The following is an 18,906-nucleotide window of genomic DNA, read 5'->3' as shown; positions in this document are numbered from 1 at the left end:
CGTGGCTAAAGTCATTGCAATTGCAAATCAAAAAGGGGGCGTGGGTAAAACCACCACTGCCGTGAATTTGGCGGCCTCAATGGCTGCGACCAAACGCAAAGTGTTATTGATTGACCTTGATCCTCAAGGCAATGCCACCATGGGTAGCGGCGTTGATAAATATGACGACGTTGCCACAGTTTATGACCTACTCATTGAAGAAAAACCATTCGAAGAGGTGATCATCACGCAAACGTCTGGTGAATATCATCTCATTGCAGCCAATGGCGACGTGACTGCGGCAGAAGTGAAGTTAATGGAGTTGTTCGCACGAGAGGTGCGCTTACGTAATTCACTTGAGAACATTTTACCGCAATACGAGTATATCTTTATCGACTGTCCTCCTTCACTCAATATGCTTACCGTGAATGCGATGGCAGCAGCAGATTCAGTGCTGGTACCTATGCAATGTGAGTACTATGCACTTGAAGGGATTACCGCATTGATGGGCACCATCGAGCAGCTGGCACAATTGGTAAATCCAAAATTACAGATTGAAGGCATTTTGCGAACCATGTACGATCCGCGTAACCGCCTCGCCAATGATGTATCTGAACAACTCAAACAACATTTTGGCGATAAGGTCTACCGAACTGTTATTCCGCGCAATGTTCGTCTCGCAGAAGCACCGAGTTTTGGTGCCCCGGCAATGTATTACGATAGAGCCTCTGCAGGAGCTAAAGCTTATTTGGCTTTAGCGGGTGAAATACTGCGCAGAAAAGAAAAACAAACACCTGCAGTCGCCTAAATCTTAGAGGTAAGCAAATCAATGTCTGCTAAAAAACGTGGATTAGGAAGGGGCCTTGATGCCCTACTCACGTCATCCAAGCCTGCTGCGCAATCATCTGCTCAAATCAGCGAAGATGGACCCAGTGAAACCGCTGTAAAAGGCGAGTTACAAAAGCTACCTATTGAGTTTTTACAACCAGGTAAATACCAGCCACGTAAAGACATGTCTGAAGATGCATTGGAAGAGCTCGCCAGTTCAATCCGTGCGCAAGGCATTATTCAACCTATCGTGGTACGTCAAGTTGACGAAAATAAATATGAAATTATCGCGGGTGAACGCCGTTGGCGCGCAGCGCAATTAGCTAAATTAGATGTTGTACCCTGCTTAATCAAAGACGTTCCTGATGAAGCTGCGGTGGCCATTGCGCTTATTGAGAATATCCAACGTGAAGATCTTAACGCAATGGAAGAAGCCATTGCGCTGGAGCGCTTAATTGAAGAGTTCGCACTTACTCACCAGCAAGTAGCTGATGCCGTTGGTAAGTCACGTACGACCGTAACGAACTTATTGCGTCTGAACAACCTCAATGACGATGTAAAAATCATGTTAGAACATGGTGATATCGAAATGGGTCATGCGCGTTGTCTACTTGCGCTGTCAGGTGAATTGCAATCGGAAGCAGCACGAACTGCGGTTGCCAAGGCTTTGACCGTACGTGAAACGGAAAAGTTAGTGCGTTCTATCCTAGAGCCAGCAGAACAGCCACAAAAGAAAGAAAAAGACCCTGACGTCAAACAGTTAGAGCAAAAGCTCCAAGATAACTTAGGCGCTAAGGTAGAAATCAACTATAACCAGAAGGGTAAAGGTAAGTTGGTGATTTCTTATACAAATTTAGACGAGCTTGAAGGTATTCTTGAGCGTATCGACCCACAGTTAAATCAGTCGTCTTAAATCCCTTTCCGCCCCCGTATTATCGGGGGTGAAATTGCCCTTATTTCATCTCACTCAAGTTGCAAAATGGCTAGAAATAAGTATAATTTCGCCAGTTTTAGCACCCTAGTAAAAATTAACGTTATTAAGGTTAATGAAAAGTGACGCAGAAGTTAGCAGGCCCGTATCGCCGCGCCGCACTAAAAGGCGTTCTTTTTCAGGGTGGAGTAGCACTAGTAGTTGCAGTAATAGTTTTAGTTGGTTGGGAAGTAGATGCCGCGTTATCAGCGCTTGCTGGTGGACTGGTGGCGGTACTCCCCAATTTTTTGTTTGCTTTTTATGCGTTTCGATATGTCGGCGCAAGTAAAGCCAAACAAGTGTATGCCTCGTTTAAAAGAGGCAACGGATTAAAATTTTTGCTAACGATTTTTTTGTTCGCACTAATATTTAAGCTTTATCCGGTAATCGCATTACCTTTTTTTGTGAGTTTTATATTAGTGACGTTCGTACAATGGTTGGCGCCGATTTTTTTTAATCATTAACTTTTGGGATAAAACATGGCTGCAGGTGAAGAACTTACCTTAACGGGTTACATCCAGCACCATTTAACTAACGGTCAAGTCAGTATTGGCGATGGTTGGTTTTGGAAGCTGAATGTAGACACCCTCGCATGGTCTATCGGTCTAGGACTGATTTTCTTATGGATCTTTAAGCGCGCTGCTAATAAAGCAACGCTTGGCGTTCCTGGAAAGTTTCAGTGCTTTATCGAGATGGTCGTAGAATTCGTTGATCAAAACGTGAAAGACACCTTCCACGGTAAAAGTCGACTAATCGCTCCTCTAGCTCTAACGATTTTCGTTTGGGTTTTCCTTATGAACTTAATGGACTTGATCCCTGTTGATTTCCTTCCTACGCTTGCAGGTCAAATCGGCGTACTATCAGGTGCTGTTGAAAGTTCTCACGATGTTTACATGAAGGTAGTACCAACCACTGACCTTAACCTGACGCTAGCGCTAGGTATCGGTGTGTTCATGCTTATTATCTTCTACTCGATTCGTGTTAAGGGTTTAATGGGCTTTATCAAGGAGCTAACGCTTCACCCATTCAGCTCTAAAAACATGGTTGTTCAAGCTCTATTTATTCCGGTCAACTTCGTTCTAGAGTTCGTAACTCTGATTGCGAAACCGGTTTCATTGGGCTTACGTCTATTCGGTAACCTTTATGCTGGTGAACTGATCTTCATCCTAATTGCAGCAATTGGCTTGTTCCAGTTACCTCTGCATTTTGTATGGGCAGTATTCCACATCCTGGTAATCGTGTTGCAAGCATTCATTTTCATGATGCTAACAATTGTATACCTGAGCATGGCGTCTGAAGACAACCATTAAGAACCGGCTCAAAAAAAGATTTTTTAACTTTAACTTTAATCATTTACAAATATATTGGAGACAATAATGGAAATCGTACTAGGCCTTAAATATATCGCTGTTGCCCTACTTATCGGTTTTGGTGCCCTTGGTACTGCTATCGGTTTCGGTAACCTAGGTGGTAAATTCCTAGAGTCAGCTGCTCGTCAACCTGAGCTTGCACCTCAACTACAAGTTAAAATGTTCATCGTAGCTGGTCTTATCGATGCTATCGCGATGATCGGTGTAGGTATCGGTCTATACCTATTGTTCGCTGCTTAATTTTAGAAAGACATTTAACGCGAACATAAATTGACTTGTAAGGAGGAGCGGACGTGAGTTTAAACGCCACTCTAATTGGTGAATTAATCGCTTTCATCGTTTTCGTATGGTTCTGCATGAAGTTCGTGTGGCCACCACTAAACGGTGCAATCGAAGCTCGCCAAAAGAAAATCGAAGATGGTTTAGCTGCCTCTGATAAAGCTGAAAAAGATCTTGAGCTTGCTCGTAAAAAAGCAACCGAGCAACTTAAAGAAGCTAAAGCAGAAGCTGCTGAAATCATCGAGCAAGCTAAAAAGCGTGCGACGCAAATCGTTGACGAAGAGACAACTCGTGGTCACGAAGAGCGTGAAAAAATCATTGCTCAAGGTCACTCAGAAATTGAAGCTGAGCGTAACCGTGCAAAAGAAGAATTGCGTAAGCAAGTTGCTTCTCTAGCGGTTATCGGTGCTGAGAAGATCTTAGAGCGCGAAATCAATGAAGCCGCGCACAGCGACATAGTTGAAAAACTTGTTGCCGAGCTTTAATAGGAGGGTATGAGCATGTCTGAACTGACTACTATCGCTCGCCCATACGCTAAAGCGGCTTTTGAATTTGCCGTTGATAAAGGTGCGGTTGACGCATGGAACGAGATGTTGATTTTCGCTGGTGAAGTAGCGAAACATGAACAAGTTGCTCAGTTCCTAGCGAGCAGCGCCTCTGCTGACAAGCAAGCTGAAACAATGATTCAGATTTGCGCGGAGCAACTCAACGAATATGGCCAGAACCTAGTAAAGGTAATGGCCGAAAATGGACGTTTAGTCGCCCTACCGGCGGTTGCACAATTATTCGCTGAATTAAAAGCGGATTATGACAAAGAAATCGACGTTGACGTTGTTTCTGCAACCGAGCTTGCTGCTACGCAGCAAGAGAAATTAGCCGCGGCACTAGAAAAACGTTTCGCACGCAAAGTTAAGCTGAATTGTAGTGTTGATAACACTGTTGTTGGTGGTTTGGTAATTAAAGCCGGCGACACCGTAATCGATGGCACTATCAGCGGCAAACTGAGCCGACTGGCCACTACACTACAATCGTAATTGGGAAGAAGAGCATGCAACTTAATTCCACTGAAATTTCTGATCTGATCAAAAAACGTATTGAGCAGTTCGAAGTTGTAAGTGAAGCTCGTAACGAAGGTACTATCGTATCTGTTACTGACGGTATCATCCGCATCCACGGTCTTGCTGACTGTATGCAAGGTGAGATGATTGAGCTTCCTGGCAACCGTTATGCTATCGCACTAAACCTTGAGCGTGACTCAGTAGGTGCAGTAGTAATGGGTCCATACGCAGACCTTAAAGAAGGCGTAAAAGTACAATCTACTGGTCGTATCCTTGAAGTACCTGTTGGTCGTGGTCTACTTGGTCGTGTTGTTAACACACTAGGTGCACCTATCGATGGTAAAGGCGCTCTAGATAACGACGGTTTCGAACCAGTTGAAAAAATCGCTCCAGGCGTAATCGAGCGTCAATCAGTAGATGAGCCAGTTCAAACTGGTTATAAGTCTATCGATGCGATGATTCCAGTTGGTCGTGGTCAGCGTGAGCTTGTAATCGGTGACCGTCAGACTGGTAAAACTGCACTAGCTATCGATGCTATCATCAACCAAAAAGGCACAGGCGTTAAGTGTGTGTACGTAGCGGTTGGTCAAAAAGCATCTACTATCGCTAACGTAGTACGTAAACTAGAAGAGCACGGTGCACTAGAGAACACGATTGTTGTTGTTGCATCTGCTTCTGAATCAGCAGCGCTACAATACCTAGCGCCATTCGCTGGTTGTACTATGGGTGAATACTTCCGTGACCGCGGTGAAGACGCACTAATCGTATATGATGATCTATCTAAGCAAGCTGTTGCTTACCGTCAGATCTCACTACTACTTAAGCGTCCACCAGGTCGTGAAGCATACCCAGGTGACGTATTCTACCTTCACTCACGTCTTCTAGAGCGTGCATCACGTGTAAACGCTGATTACGTAGAGAAGTTCACTAATGGTGAAGTGAAAGGTAAGACAGGTTCATTGACGGCATTGCCAATCATTGAAACTCAAGGTGGTGACGTTTCTGCGTTCGTACCTACAAACGTTATCTCTATCACCGACGGTCAGATCTTCTTAGAAACTGACTTGTTCAACGCGGGTATCCGTCCAGCGGTTAACGCTGGTATCTCGGTATCTCGTGTAGGTGGTGCAGCGCAAACTAAAATCGTTAAGAAACTAGGTGGTGGTATCCGTCTAGCGCTAGCTCAGTACCGTGAACTAGCAGCGTTCTCTCAGTTCGCTTCTGACCTTGACGATGCAACTCGTGCACAGCTTGAGCACGGTGAGCGCGTAACAGAGCTAATGAAGCAGAAACAGTACGCACCAATGTCTGTTGCGGAAATGTCTCTGTCGCTATTTGCAGCAGAAAAGGGCTACCTAAAAGACATCGAAATCGCGAAAATCGGTGATTTCGAAGCCGCTCTTATCTCATACGCAAACAGCACATACGCAGAGCTAATGGCTCAAATCAATGAAACTGGTAACTACAACGCCGAGATCGAAGCGCAGCTAAAAGAACTTCTTGAGAAGTTCAAGTCTACGCAAACTTGGTAATTAGTTATGAACGGTGAGTTTTAATTTAAAACTCACCCAGATTCGGAGAAAGAGTCATGGCCAGCGGAAAAGAGATAAAAAGCAAGATCGGGAGTATCAAGAATACTCAAAAGATCACTAGCGCGATGGAAATGGTTGCCGCTTCAAAAATGAAGAAGGCGCAAGATCGTGTGGCTTCAAGCCGTCCATACGCTGAAAACTTACGCAAAGTGATCGGTCATGTTGCTAATGCTAGCCTCGAATATCGCCATGCCTATTTGGAAGAGCGAGAGGTCAAGCGCGTTGGTTATATCGTCATCTCTACCGACCGTGGTTTATGTGGTGGCTTGAACTCTAACGAGTTTAAGAAAGTAGCTATAGACGTTAAAGCGTGGAAAGAAAAAGGCGTATCTGCGGATTTCGCTGTACTAGGTAGCAAAGCTGCCAGCTTCTTCCAACGTTTTGGTGGCTCGCTACAGGCCAAAAAATCGGGTCTAGGCGATGCGCCTTCAGTACAGGACGTAATTGGTCCTGTAAAGGTTATGCTTGATGCATACAACGAAGGCAAAATAGACCGCTTGTTCGTTGTTTACAACAAATTTGTAAACACCATGAAGCAAGAACCAACAATCGATCAATTGTTGCCTTTGCCGAAAACAGAAAGCGAAGAACTAGCACACCGCTGGGACTACATTTACGAGCCAGATCCAAAAGCACTTTTGGAAACATTAATGGTTCGCTTTGTGGAATCTCAGGTATACCAAGGTGTGGTTGAAAATGCTGCCTCTGAGCAGGCTGCCCGTATGGTTGCGATGAAAGCCGCAACAGATAATGCAGGCGACCTGATGGATGAGTTACAGCTTGTTTATAACAAGGCTCGTCAGGCCGCAATCACACAAGAAATCAGTGAGATTGTTGGCGGATCAGCAGCAGTTTAATGCTTCGGGCAAAGATTAACGAGAGGAATAGACATGAGTTTAGGTAAGGTCGTCCAAATTATCGGCGCCGTTGTGGACATCGAGTTTCCACAAGAAAACGTGCCAGCCGTATATGACGCACTAAAAGTAACAGATGGCGACTTAGCAGGTCTGACTTTAGAAGTTCAGCAGCAGCTAGGTGGCGGTGTGGTACGTGGTATCGCACTTGGTACTACTGACGGTCTACGTCGTGGTACAGCAGTAGAAAACACAGGTGAAGCGATCAAGGTTCCAGTAGGTAAAGCTACTCTTGGTCGTATCATGAACGTACTAGGTGAAGCAATTGACGAAGCTGGCCCAATCGGCGAAGAAGAGCGTATGTCAATTCACCGCGAAGCACCTTCGTACGAAGATCAGTCAAGCTCGGTAGAACTACTTGAGACTGGTATCAAAGTAATCGACCTTGTATGTCCATTCGCTAAGGGTGGTAAAGTTGGTCTATTCGGTGGTGCTGGTGTAGGTAAAACCGTAAACATGATGGAACTTATCCGTAACATCGCAATCGAGCACAGCGGTTACTCTGTATTCGCAGGTGTTGGTGAGCGTACTCGTGAGGGTAACGACTTCTATCACGAAATGAACGATTCAAACGTACTTGATAAAGTATCGCTTGTATACGGTCAGATGAACGAGCCACCGGGTAACCGTCTACGTGTTGCTCTAACTGGTCTTACTATGGCAGAGAAGTTCCGTGACGAAGGTCGTGACGTTCTTTTCTTCGTAGATAACATCTATCGTTACACGCTTGCAGGTACTGAGGTATCAGCACTACTAGGTCGTATGCCTTCAGCGGTAGGTTACCAGCCAACTCTTGCAGAAGAGATGGGTGTACTACAGGAGCGTATCGCATCTACTAAGACTGGCTCAATCACTTCAATCCAAGCGGTATACGTACCTGCGGATGACTTGACTGACCCATCACCAGCGACTACGTTCGCTCACTTAGATGCGACAGTTGTACTTTCTCGTGATATCGCAGCACTAGGTATCTACCCTGCTGTTGACCCACTTGATTCAACTTCACGTCAGCTAGATCCGCTAGTAATCGGTCAAGAACACTACGACACAGCGCGTGGCGTTCAGACAGTACTACAGCGTTATAAAGAGCTGAAAGACATCATCGCCATCCTAGGTATGGACGAGCTGTCTGATGAAGATAAGCAAGTGGTATCACGTGCTCGTAAGATCCAGCGTTTCCTATCTCAGCCGTTCTTCGTAGCTGAGGTATTCACAGGTGCACCTGGTAAATACGTATCACTAAAAGACACCATTGCTGGCTTTAAAGGCATTCTAAACGGTGAGTTCGACGACATGCCAGAGCAAGCGTTCTACATGGTTGGCTCAATCGAAGAAGCGCAAGAAAAAGCTAAAAGCATGTAATTAGGAGGGGAGTATGGCAGCTATGACCGTACATCTTGATGTGGTAAGCGCAGAAGAAATGCTATTTTCTGGTCGTGTAGAAACACTTCAAGTGACAGGTAGTGAAGGTGAATTGGGTATTTACCCAGGTCACGCGCCGCTACTAACTGCCCTGAAACCTGGTATGGTGCGTTTAGTTAAGCAACTAGGTGGTGAAGAAATCATCTACGTTGCAGGCGGTACACTTGAGGTTCAACCTCACAATGTAACCGTGCTGGCAGACACTGCAGTTCGTGCTGAAGAGCTAGACGAGCAAGCAGCAGAAGCAGCTAAGCGCGAAGCGCAAGAGCAAATGGATAAATCGCAAAGCGGCGAATTGGATTACCAAAGAGCAGCTGTGCAACTTGAAGAAGCGCTTGCGCAACTTCGCGTTATCCGCCTATTGCGCAATAGCTAATCGCTATCAACCTCAAAGGTTTGCAAAAACCCACGCCACCAGCGTGGGTTTTTTTATGCCTATTCGTTCAATGTTCAGTGTGAAGCAGTTACAATATTGGCACATTGTACGTATGGGTACAGAATCACTGTTAGTAACGCATAATGCATTACTCAACGTCGACACAGGATGTGCGCGTTTAAAACAGAACTGTACGACATACGTCAGAGATTGCGAAAAAAGGATATTAGAATGAATTTAACCACCGTCATTTTGGCCGCGGGCAAAGGCACCCGTATGCGCTCAAAACTTCCCAAAGTGCTTCACCCTATTGCGGGCAAGCCTATGGTTCAGCATGTCATTGATAATGCCAAAGCGCTCGGCGCCAATACCACTAATTTGGTGTATGGCCACGGTGGTGAGATGCTGCAGCAGCAACTTACAGGCAATGAGCTTAACTGGGTGCTACAAGCTGAGCAACTCGGTACGGGTCACGCGGTTGCCGTGGCAAAAGAGCATATTAATGACAATGACACCGTGCTTATTCTCTACGGTGATGTGCCTCTTACTAAAAAATCTACGCTTGAAAAGCTACTGTCAGTAACGCCAGATTATGGCCTTGCAGTGTTAACTGTAGATCTTGAAAACCCAACGGGTTATGGCCGCATGTTGCGTGAAAATGGCAAGCTTGTTGGCATCGTAGAACAAAAGGATGCTACAGCAGAGCAGCTTGCTATCACTGAAATTAACACCGGTATCATGGCCTGTAATGGTGGCTTGTTGAAGAAATGGTTGGGTAACCTGTCTAACAATAATGCACAGGGTGAATACTATCTTACTGATATAGTTGCTATGGCACACGCAGAGGGAGTTGAAATTAGCTCTAGCCAGCCAGAGCACCCAATGGAAGTTGAAGGGGCAAATAACCGCGTACAACTTGCTCAGTTAGAGCGTGCATACCAAGCATGGCAAGCTCAGGAGCTGATGATTAATGGTGCGAGTTTGGCTGATCCTGCCCGTATTGACGTGCGTGGTAGTGTTACCACTGGTCAAGACGTGCAAATTGATGTGAACGTTATTTTCGAAGGCACAGTTGAGATCGGAGATGATGTCATCATTGGCCCTAACTGTGTGCTTAAAAACTGTAAAATTGGTGACGGTGTAGTCATCAAAGCCAACACGATTGTTGAAGACGCAACGGTAGCAACGAAGTGTACGCTTGGTCCTTATGCGCGCTTACGTCCAGGTGCGGTGATGGAAGAAGATTCGCACATTGGTAACTTCGTTGAGATGAAAAAGTCACGCTTAGGCAAAGGCTCAAAGGCCAATCATCTTACCTATCTTGGCGATGCGCAAATCGGTGAGAAGGTAAACATTGGTGCAGGCACGATCACCTGTAACTATGATGGTGTGAATAAGTCGCAAACCATTATTGGCGATAATAGCTTTATTGGTTCTAACTCGTCGCTTGTTGCCCCTGTTGAAATCGGTCACACGGCAACGATTGGTGCCGGCTCTGTGGTTACAACAAACGTGGGTGACAATCAATTAGCGGTTGCTCGTGGCAAACAGCGCAACCTTGATGGTTGGCAGCGCCCAGTGAAGAAAAGCTAACGTTTACATAATAGAGTTTTGTACCTAAAGAGGCCGCTTAATGCGGTCTTTTTTGTATCAATTCGTTTTCATAACTGTCGCAAAATGCATCAATTTGTCCTAAATATTTGGGTCTGATTGAATGCTCAAGGTTTAAACACAATCATCGGCGTGGGGAAGTTATTTCACAACTTCGTAACATAAAAAAATAAAGCCGAAGGTTAATTATGTTTAACTTGAAGAAAGTCTCTTTTATGGTGGCTTCTGCGTTATACCTAGGTTCATCAGCTGCAACTGCTGTTGATCAAGGTTCGCAGTGGGCAACACCATCATCAGACTATGCACCTCAACCTATTGTTGAGCAGAATCATTGGTCAGGCGACGTTGCTAAGACCGTTAAAAAGCAGGGAAAAATCTTCCGTGCTGAAGAAGGCATTACAGGACAGCACACCTATATCGTAGAGCTTGAAGACGCACCAATTTCAGCCTATGAAGGTGGCGTACAAGGGTTAGCTGCAACCAAGCAAATCGTTGCACAGGCCAGTGCTAACCAGGGTTCACCTTTGAACCTACAGCAACAAGAATTTGTTGGTTACAGCCAATATCTTGAAAATCAGCGTCAGTCATTCGTTGCCCAAGCCAGCGTATTACAGGGGCTGAGTGTGAATGTTGAGCGAGCTTACTCTGTTGCTATCAACGCTTTTACCACTACGCTAACGCAAGATGAAGCATCACGCCTGGCTAAAGTACCTGGCGTAAAGCGCATTACGCGTTCAAAAGTGTATGAATTATCTACCTTTAATACTATCGAACAAACAGGTGCTAAGCAGTTATGGGCTAATGCATTTGGCGGCGGTACCAACAAGGGTGAAGGTATGGTTGTTGGTGTTATCGATACCGGTATCAACAGCGATCACCCATCATTTGCAGAAGTTGGCGGTGACGGTTATGTTCACACAAACCCATACGGCACAGAGTTTTTAGGTGACTGTGCGACTGCTGAGTTCTCAGACAAGTGTAACAACAAGCTAGTTGGTATTTACTCTTACGCTGAAATTACAGACTCATTCAGCGATCCGCGCTTTGGTGAGTCACGCCCAGCTTATGGTGAAGATTACAATGGCCACGGCTCGCACGTTGCTGGAACTGCAGCGGGTAACATCCTTTATGACATCCCGTTTAAACTTTCAGAATCGCAGCCTCAGTCTTCAGGCCTTGAAACTGACTTAGTGTTTGAAGAAGTATCAGGCATGGCACCGCACGCTAACATCATCGCATATCAAGTGTGTTGGGCTGGTGGCGGTGGCGATCTGTACGCTGGCTGTCCGTCAACAGCAATTCTTGCTGCTATTGAGCAATCTATTATCGATAACGTGGATGTACTTAATGCCTCTTTAGGTGGCTTAGAGGAAGATCCATGGGTTGACCCGATCGAGCAAGCATTTTTCAATGCTGCTAATGCTGGTGTGTTCGTAGCTGCTGCTGCGGGCAACTCAGGCCCTGAGTTTACAACCGCAGACCACTCATCGCCTTGGGTGACAACCGTTGCAGCACATACGCCTTCTTCTATCGTTAAATACGGTAAAAAGTCGTTAGAAAACTTAAGTGGTGGCGATACTGCAGCCCCAGGTCCTTTTGAGGGCTACTCACTCACGTTTGATGAAGTGTCAGGTTTAATTGTCAATGCGCAGAATTTCGCGAACCCTAACGCGCCAAGCTATGCGATTGCTGATTGTGACGCACCGTTCCCTGCAGGTACATTCGATCTTGCAGATGACCCTGCGACTACAGATATCGATGAAAGCGCAGAAGATGTTCTTGTTGTGTGTCGCCGTAGTAGCCGTCCTTTGTATTTTAAGGCAGAAAACGTAGCTGCGGGTGGCGCTGAAGGTGTGATTATCTACAACCGTTTCAGCTTCCAAGATTACAGTTCAATACCTGTCATTCCTCACCCATTACCAGCAATTCACATCACCAATGAAAGTGGTACAGAGTTACTGAACTGGCTGAGCACAGGCGACAGCCACATGGGTACAGTTACGGGTGCTACAAGTGTTATTGAGTCTGTAGATAAAGAACGTGTTGCTTGGTTCTCAGGCCGTGGACCTTCTTACTTTGGTCTAGACACTTTATTAGTAGATATTGCTGCTCCTGGTGTGGACATCTATGCTCCGAGCGCGGACGACCAGCCGTTTACCAATAATCCACGTTCATCGGATTGGCAGACATTGTCTGGTACGTCAATGGCAAGCCCACACGTTGCCGGTGCTGCGGCGTTGTTGAAGCAGTCTCACCCTGAGTGGTCAATCTCGCAAATTCAGTCTGCGATGATGCTTACTGCGGGTAATGAGTTAAGTAATGCACGTTACTTTAACAACTACGAAGACGAAGGCTTCTTATCTGGGTTGCAAGATATGGGTGCGGGTCGTATGCGTGTTGAACTTGCTGATAAAGCGGGTCTGACTCTACATCAACCTATTGCTGATATGGCAGATGCCAACCCGAATCAAGGTGGCCGCACTAAAGACTTGAATACGGCTTATGCAGTAGACAATACTTGTGCGCAAACATGTACTTTCGTGCGTGAATTTACTGCTACTGAAGATGCGAGTTGGACAGTACACACAGAAGAGTGGATTGGTAACTTTGAACTAACAGCAGAGCCTGCACAGTTCGATATTAAAGCCGGTGAAACTCAGCAAGTTGTGATTACTGCAACGAGCAAGCACAATTCAGGTGCAGTTGAATTCCGTGACTTCACAGGCAATCAAGGCCAGGTAACATTGGTTTCAAGTAACAGCAACTCACCAGTACTTGAGTTACCAGTATGGACCTTCGCTGGAGAGCGCGGTTTACCAGACTACGTGCGCATCGATGCACACCGTACATCTGCCGAACTAGAAGTTGGCCCATTCAATACAGCAGAAGTAACCGATTTCACTTCTCGCAGCTTTGGTATGGTCAAAGGCACCGAAAAAACAGTGAAGTTGTTCACTGATACAACGGGTGCGGATCCATTTGACCTGCACGAAGAAGATGGCGAAATGGTAAACATCAACCACGTTGAATGGACGACCGTTCCTGAAGGCGCGAAGATGTACAGCGCGAGTATTCTTGGTGAAGAGCCTGTTAAGCGCGTACTCGTGTTTATGGGTCAAGATATTAACGAAGACGGCTTGCCAAGCATGGATGAAGTCTTGTGTATGTCGACCAACTACGATATCTCAAACTTCTGTAACATTGTTGAGCCTAACGCGGGTGAATACTTCACTGTGGTAATGAGCGTTGCCTACCTGAGTTATGGTGAAGAAGACATGGGGCGCGATGTCAGTTTTGCGACCGGTGTGGTAATGAATGATGAAGGTGGCCTAACGGTTACTGCAGAGCATCAGCAAGTTGCAGGTTACGAAGAATATAACCTTAACCTTGCATATAACCTGCCTGAAATGGAAATCGGTGATATCTACTTCGGTGGTTTTGATCTTGGTTCAAACGCGACTGACGCGGGCAATCTAGGTTACGTGCCTGTGATCATCAGCCAAGTGGATGATGACGTTTCATTCAGCATCGACAAGAACAAAGCAAGTGCGGGTGACCGTGTAAGCTTTACAGTTGATGTTATTGCGAACAATGAAAACGAAGCGCGTAATTTTGCTCTGACAACTGACTTCCCTGAGGGGATTCAAATTATTGCTGACAGCATCACAACGACAGCCTCTACACCAGCAACGCCTGAAGTAGTGGATAACGTTCTGTCAGTAGTTGGCGTGCAAGAAACAACCAAAGATGTTGAGCGTAACTACATTGTTTCAACCAATGTGACAGATCAAAGTTGTTCATTGACATCAGCTAACTCGCCAGTGCCTGATTACTTGAACTTACGTGATTTGGGTTGGCGTACGCTTGAAGGTGTAGAAGGCCGTTATTACAACGAATTCCACTACACATTCAAAGAGTTAATGAATACGGATATGGATATCTCATTCCCATTCTTTAACAAGTACCACTTTGATTCAATCAAACTAAACCCTGCTGGTTTGGTTACCTTTGGTACACAAGGTCGTACTACGCCGTTCCACGTTGAGTTCCCGCGTGCAGCGAGCTTCCCACCACCACCGCCATACATGATTGCACCGTTCTGGGTAGGTGATAACACTATTCCACAACGTGTCGATGCAAGTTCACGTGTACCTGGCGATCCAAACGCGGGTATTACACCAACTTACACATATTCTCGTGAGTGGTTAGTACTTGAGTGGGATAACGTTGAGCGTTCTCGCGTTGCAGGTCAAAGCGTTGACTTTGAAATGTTCATGCGTATGGGTATCAACTATGAGCCTGGTCAATATGAGATGCTATTCGCTTACGACAATGTAAATCTTGTTGATGAGCAAGGCTCTATAGGCTTCAAAGCTGCGGATGGTCGTATCTTTATCCAAGGTGATATCCCGATGGATGTAAACCTTGGTGACAGTGTTGGCTATAACAACATGGATGAGATTGTTGAAGACGGTTTGGTTGTATGTATGGATTACACTGGTCCTGAAATCTCTAAATTCTCTGTAAGCTTCGATGCATACGTATCTGAAAAGGCTGCAAATCAAGTACACACTCTTTACTTGAACAATGGCCTTGAAGGTTCAGAGACAGAGCGCTTGAGTGTTGACCTAGAAGTACACGGTAACTTAACTGTGGTTGAGCTAGGTGACATGACAGTTGCAGAGAATGAGTCAATTTCATTCGATGTTGTCTACGCAGATGAAAACAGCGTTAGCAATGTGATCACAGTAACAGGTGACAACTTCACTAGTGAAATCAGTGGTCATGAGTCTGGTTCAACAGTAACGCTTACGCCAACAGCTCACTTCCATGGTGAAACGGCGGTGACTGTGAGTGTTCACGACAGCGTGAACAACACTGATATGTCATCTACGACCTTCATGCTGATGGTTGAGTCAGACGGCGAAGAGTTAGGCTGTACAGACCCTGCTGCAACTAACTACGACGCATCGGCGAATACCGACGACGGTAGCTGTACATACCCAGTACAAGTAACTCCAGAAGACACTGCGAAATCATCAAGTGGTTCGCTTGCGTGGATGTTACTGATGCTGCTTCCTTTTGCGGTAGTTCGCAGAAAAGTACAGGCGTAATCACTCCCTAACTAGAGATAAAGCCAACTGAATCAGTTGGCTTTTTTCTCTCTCTCTTGTGTATATATCATTAACAGGGTGTCCAAATTGTTACAAAAGTGTACATCAATAGAATTGACTGAAATGGGCCTTCGAGCGATTCTCTTGCCCCATAAACAAGGGATATTATCCGTAAAGAGAGTCTGTCATACGGTGTTTAGAGTAACACTTTTATTGGTAGTTGCACTGTTTAGTGCCATCACCTTAGCCACTGAGGAAGATGCTTATTCTGTTAGTTCAGGATGGCAGCTGGGGCTTGGTGCGGGCTACGGAAAGTTGGACAATCCTCTAGCGCAGTCTGAGGACATTCCCTTATACATCATTCCTCAAATCGAATTATTTTACGGCGACTTCGCATTTACCAACTTTGAGTTGTCTTGGACGCCGTACACTTCAGAGCATCATCAAGTATCTGTTGTTACCAAAATGAACCGAGATGGTTTGTACTTTATTGATGATTTAGCAACAAGCTCATTTATTTCTTCTTTAACTACGGCGAAGCCACCTAACTCCCCTAGACCCGGCGGCTACACTGGCAATAGCAGCAACACGGTAAAAAGGTCAAAGCGCGTTGGCGATATGACGCAAATCCCCGATCGTAAGATTTCTGTTATGGGTGGTATGCAATATTTATTTGATTGGCATAGTTGGCGAGTCAGTGCTGGATTCTTCAGTGAGCTAACAAATTACTACAGTGGCCAGCAAGGAAACATTTCTTTGTCTAAACTGTATTCAATAAGGGAACATTTATTTGTTCTTAGTGCCCAGATGCAATACCAAAGTAATGAACTCACGCGTTATTACTATGGTAGCCACCGAGATGAGGCGTCGGTTGGCTTTTCTATCTATCAACCAAAGCATGCATTTAACGCAAGCATGCAAATTACATATCAGTACCAAATTAATGAACAGTGGCGCGTCATATCAGATCTGAAATGGCAGCGCCTTGATAGTGAAATTGGCGACAGTCCGTTAGTTGCAGACCGCCATTTATTGTCTTACTACGCTGGGGTGGCTTGGAGCTTCTGATGAGTAGATTGGCAGGGTTAAACAGCATGTTATTTGTAAGTTTGCTTTTAGTGCAATCAGCAAATACTTATGCTTATGCCAATAACTTCATCAAAGCCCAACCGCAAAGTTGCATTACTGCAGCAGACAGCTGTGAGGTGACGTTGGAACTCTACTGGCAAGGAGATGCTGATACATCTTATTGTCTCGAGATCAATGCGCCCAATCAGCGCTTCATTTGCGACATCCCCAATCGTGCTCACAGCTATAAACTGCCTATCGAAGCGTCGGAAGATATTTTGATTTATTTGGTTAAAGCGCAAAACAAAGCACGAGTGGCGCAGGTAAAGGTAAAAGTAAAAAAGCATACTTTAAGCCAAAAGCGTCGTAAGGTTGCATGGAGTATTTTCTAATGAACAAACAACAAAAATCGATTCTCTACGTCGAAGACGATCTAAAACTTGCAGAACTAATCAGCACCTTTTTGACCACCAATGGTTTTAATGTGTGTCATATTGATTCGCCGCATATCGCCACATTTGAAATGCTTAAAAAGCGCTATGACTTGGTGCTCATGGACATTGGTTTACCAGAAACTGACGGTTTTAAGGTGTTTGAAGAATTGCAGCGCCAACATGCCTCAGTACCTGTTATCTTTCTAACTGCGCGTCAAAGTCATATAGATCATATTCATGCCTTAGAACTGGGCGCTGAAGATTACCTTACCAAGCCAATTTCGCCTTCTATTTTGTTGGCGCGCATTAACCATTGTTTACGTCGCAATGAATTAAAATCATGCGCTAAAAATGCGGCGCAATCACAAACATTGACCATTGGTAATTTAGTCATCAATCGCTATCAGCGCCAAGCCAGCCTCAATGGCGACCGTCTTGATTTGACCACTGGAGAGTTTGATCTCCTTGAAAAGCTGGCTTTCAATGCCGGTGAGGTTGTCAGCCGAGAGCATCTCTTCGAGGCTGCGATTGGTCGTAAATATGATGGCCAAAACCGCACTATTGATGGTCGAGTGAGCCGTTTGCGCAAAAAATTAGGCGATGCAGAAGAGCAGCCAAGCCGTATTATCACCGTGTGGGGTAAAGGTTACATTCTTTCTCCGGATGCCTGGGTTTAAAACACGTGCTGAAGGTTTATGCGTATTTATTTGGTGCGCTAGTATTGTGTTTGGGGGCGAGTGCGTGGCTCATTAATGAGCAGATAAACACCGCTCCTATCGCCAGCAAAGCTGAACTGATGTTCGCCAAATCGCTGTTAAATAGCAATGATAATAGCAGCGGTGAATTCGACAACCTGATTAAAACCAAAGCAGCCACAGAGATTCATTTCGATAAACCAATACAACAAAAATTGGCCTCTGGCGAAGTGGTTGCCATGCTCAGTGAGCAAAATGATGTTTACTTTTATTACTTACAGGCGCAACAGCTAAAAGTACTCGGCCCCCTACCGCGTGTTGAACCCGAAGCCCACCAAGGCATTGTCAGTGGTCTATTTTATTTTAGCGTTGCACTGGCTGTGCTGATCGTAAGTTGGCCATTGCTGCACGATTTGAACCGCTTACGCCAAGCCAGTAAAGCCATCTCACAAGGTGACTTTTCAGCCCAAGCCGCACTCGGCAAAATCAGCCCTATAAAGCGTATTGGCGATGCTTTTGATGACATGGCGCAGGCATTAAAAGAGCAAAATGACTACCAACGCCAACTCATTAACGCCGTTTCCCATGATTTCTTAACCCCTATTAGCCGAGCTAAATTTGCGCTCGAAATTAACCGCGATATGGGAGAGTCGAGTTTTGATAGTAGCGGCGTGCTACAAGATATAACAGAGTTAGAAATGCTGGTAGAGGAGTTTTTAACTTACGCTGAGCTCAACCAATGCCAGCCAGCTATTCGCCCAAGTGTGCATCACGCCAGAGAGCTACTTGAGCAAGCGTGTGATAAGTTTCGAATCTATCATGACATCGATATCGCGATTCATTGTCACTGCGATACCATTGAAGTGGATAGGCGCAGCTTCTTAAGAATCATGCAAAACCTCATGAGCAATGCCATTCGTTTTGCCAAAACAACAATTCACGTGCATTTACAACACACTGATCATGGGATCGAGTTACGGGTAGAAGATGATGGCCCGGGCTTTAACGACAAATTGAGTCCTAAATTATTACATGCTTTTGTTAAAAATCATCAGGTAGCTAAGCGTGAGCAAACGGGTGTTGGCTTGGGACTATCGATTATCAGCAAACTATGTGCATGGAATGAAGCCGATATTCACTTAGACAAAAGCGCCTCCTTGCAAGGCGCCTGCGTGCGGATAGTGTTCTAGCTCACT

General features: G+C 45.4%; 17 protein-coding genes. All 17 read left to right on the top strand.

The features are described from left to right. Window position 1: 1 nt before the first annotated feature. The 17 genes from AAEU32_RS10800 (at window position 2) to AAEU32_RS10720 (ending at window position 18,900) form a co-directional block, all read left to right on the top strand. Entirely contained in the window at window positions 2-787 is a 786-nt protein-coding gene (locus tag AAEU32_RS10800) for a ParA family protein (protein WP_421970531.1), read from the top strand. A 21-nt stretch (window positions 788-808) separates the two neighbouring features. Next, window positions 809-1,720: a ParB/RepB/Spo0J family partition protein gene (locus tag AAEU32_RS10795; RefSeq protein ID WP_421970530.1), complete on the top strand. Its 912-nt coding sequence runs from the start codon at window positions 809-811 to the stop codon at window positions 1,718-1,720. A gap of 140 nt (window positions 1,721-1,860) precedes the next feature. Further along, complete coding sequence (locus AAEU32_RS10790; RefSeq protein WP_421970529.1) at window positions 1,861-2,241, top strand: ATP synthase subunit I; 381 nt, start codon at window positions 1,861-1,863, stop codon at window positions 2,239-2,241. A 15-nt stretch (window positions 2,242-2,256) separates the two neighbouring features. Further along, entirely contained in the window at window positions 2,257-3,087 is an 831-nt protein-coding gene (gene atpB, locus AAEU32_RS10785; RefSeq protein WP_421970528.1) for a F0F1 ATP synthase subunit A, read from the top strand. 66 nt (window positions 3,088-3,153) lie between these two features. Next, the gene (atpE, locus tag AAEU32_RS10780; protein WP_105201180.1) at window positions 3,154-3,387 is read left to right on the top strand and encodes a F0F1 ATP synthase subunit C; all 234 of its coding nucleotides are present in this window, start codon (window positions 3,154-3,156) and stop codon (window positions 3,385-3,387) included. 53 nt (window positions 3,388-3,440) lie between these two features. Then, a complete protein-coding gene (gene atpF, locus AAEU32_RS10775) occupies window positions 3,441-3,911 on the top strand; it encodes a F0F1 ATP synthase subunit B (protein WP_421970527.1) in 471 nt (156 codons plus the stop codon). Window positions 3,912-3,926: 15 nt separating this feature from the next. After that, complete coding sequence (atpH, locus tag AAEU32_RS10770) at window positions 3,927-4,460, top strand: F0F1 ATP synthase subunit delta (RefSeq protein WP_421970526.1); 534 nt, start codon at window positions 3,927-3,929, stop codon at window positions 4,458-4,460. 14 nt (window positions 4,461-4,474) lie between these two features. Beyond that, a complete protein-coding gene (gene atpA / locus AAEU32_RS10765; protein WP_421970525.1) occupies window positions 4,475-6,016 on the top strand; it encodes a F0F1 ATP synthase subunit alpha in 1,542 nt (513 codons plus the stop codon). Between the two features lie 56 nt (window positions 6,017-6,072). Beyond that, window positions 6,073-6,933, top strand: coding sequence for a F0F1 ATP synthase subunit gamma (gene atpG / locus AAEU32_RS10760; RefSeq protein WP_421970524.1), 861 nt, complete (start codon window positions 6,073-6,075; stop codon window positions 6,931-6,933). Window positions 6,934-6,966: 33 nt separating this feature from the next. Beyond that, entirely contained in the window at window positions 6,967-8,352 is a 1,386-nt protein-coding gene (gene atpD / locus AAEU32_RS10755) for a F0F1 ATP synthase subunit beta (RefSeq protein WP_421970523.1), read from the top strand. A 13-nt stretch (window positions 8,353-8,365) separates the two neighbouring features. Beyond that, a complete protein-coding gene (locus tag AAEU32_RS10750) occupies window positions 8,366-8,788 on the top strand; it encodes a F0F1 ATP synthase subunit epsilon (RefSeq protein WP_421970522.1) in 423 nt (140 codons plus the stop codon). 231 nt (window positions 8,789-9,019) lie between these two features. After that, the gene (gene glmU, locus AAEU32_RS10745) at window positions 9,020-10,381 is read left to right on the top strand and encodes a bifunctional UDP-N-acetylglucosamine diphosphorylase/glucosamine-1-phosphate N-acetyltransferase GlmU (protein ID WP_421970521.1); all 1,362 of its coding nucleotides are present in this window, start codon (window positions 9,020-9,022) and stop codon (window positions 10,379-10,381) included. A 206-nt stretch (window positions 10,382-10,587) separates the two neighbouring features. After that, entirely contained in the window at window positions 10,588-15,513 is a 4,926-nt protein-coding gene (locus AAEU32_RS10740) for a S8 family serine peptidase (RefSeq protein WP_421970520.1), read from the top strand. 192 nt (window positions 15,514-15,705) lie between these two features. Then, on the top strand, window positions 15,706-16,581 hold the full coding sequence (locus tag AAEU32_RS10735; protein WP_421970519.1) for a MipA/OmpV family protein: 876 nt from the start codon (window positions 15,706-15,708) through the stop codon (window positions 16,579-16,581). Beyond that, window positions 16,581-16,973 carry a DUF3019 domain-containing protein gene (locus AAEU32_RS10730; RefSeq protein WP_421970518.1) on the top strand — a complete coding sequence of 131 codons (393 nt, stop codon included), beginning with the start codon at window positions 16,581-16,583 and terminating at the stop codon, window positions 16,971-16,973. Before AAEU32_RS10735 ends, AAEU32_RS10730 begins: the two co-directional genes overlap by 1 nt. Next, entirely contained in the window at window positions 16,973-17,692 is a 720-nt protein-coding gene (locus AAEU32_RS10725; protein ID WP_421970517.1) for a response regulator transcription factor, read from the top strand. Before AAEU32_RS10730 ends, AAEU32_RS10725 begins: the two co-directional genes overlap by 1 nt. A 5-nt stretch (window positions 17,693-17,697) precedes the next feature. Then, complete coding sequence (locus AAEU32_RS10720) at window positions 17,698-18,900, top strand: ATP-binding protein (RefSeq protein WP_421970516.1); 1,203 nt, start codon at window positions 17,698-17,700, stop codon at window positions 18,898-18,900. Window positions 18,901-18,906: the final 6 nt, after the last annotated feature.

This window comes from Pseudoalteromonas maris (genome assembly GCF_049257235.1).
In the GTDB taxonomy this organism is placed as follows: Bacteria; Pseudomonadota; Gammaproteobacteria; order Enterobacterales; family Alteromonadaceae; genus Pseudoalteromonas.
This window is presented reverse-complemented; position numbering and strand designations above follow the sequence as displayed.

Excerpts from the sequence above, each read along its gene's own strand:
- AAEU32_RS10750 (WP_421970522.1), top strand. The coding sequence starts at position 8,366 with ATGGCAGCTATGACCGTACATCTTGATGTGGTAAGCGCAGAAGAAATG.
- atpA (WP_421970525.1), top strand. The coding sequence starts at position 4,475 with ATGCAACTTAATTCCACTGAAATTTCTGATCTGATCAAAAAACGTATT.
- atpE (WP_105201180.1), top strand. The coding sequence starts at position 3,154 with ATGGAAATCGTACTAGGCCTTAAATATATCGCTGTTGCCCTACTTATC.
- AAEU32_RS10730 (WP_421970518.1), top strand. The coding sequence starts at position 16,581 with ATGAGTAGATTGGCAGGGTTAAACAGCATGTTATTTGTAAGTTTGCTT.
- glmU (WP_421970521.1), top strand. The coding sequence starts at position 9,020 with ATGAATTTAACCACCGTCATTTTGGCCGCGGGCAAAGGCACCCGTATG.
- AAEU32_RS10795 (WP_421970530.1), top strand. The coding sequence starts at position 809 with ATGTCTGCTAAAAAACGTGGATTAGGAAGGGGCCTTGATGCCCTACTC.
- AAEU32_RS10725 (WP_421970517.1), top strand. The coding sequence starts at position 16,973 with ATGAACAAACAACAAAAATCGATTCTCTACGTCGAAGACGATCTAAAA.
- atpH (WP_421970526.1), top strand. The coding sequence starts at position 3,927 with ATGTCTGAACTGACTACTATCGCTCGCCCATACGCTAAAGCGGCTTTT.
- atpB (WP_421970528.1), top strand. The coding sequence starts at position 2,257 with ATGGCTGCAGGTGAAGAACTTACCTTAACGGGTTACATCCAGCACCAT.
- AAEU32_RS10740 (WP_421970520.1), top strand. The coding sequence starts at position 10,588 with ATGTTTAACTTGAAGAAAGTCTCTTTTATGGTGGCTTCTGCGTTATAC.
- atpD (WP_421970523.1), top strand. The coding sequence starts at position 6,967 with ATGAGTTTAGGTAAGGTCGTCCAAATTATCGGCGCCGTTGTGGACATC.
- atpG (WP_421970524.1), top strand. The coding sequence starts at position 6,073 with ATGGCCAGCGGAAAAGAGATAAAAAGCAAGATCGGGAGTATCAAGAAT.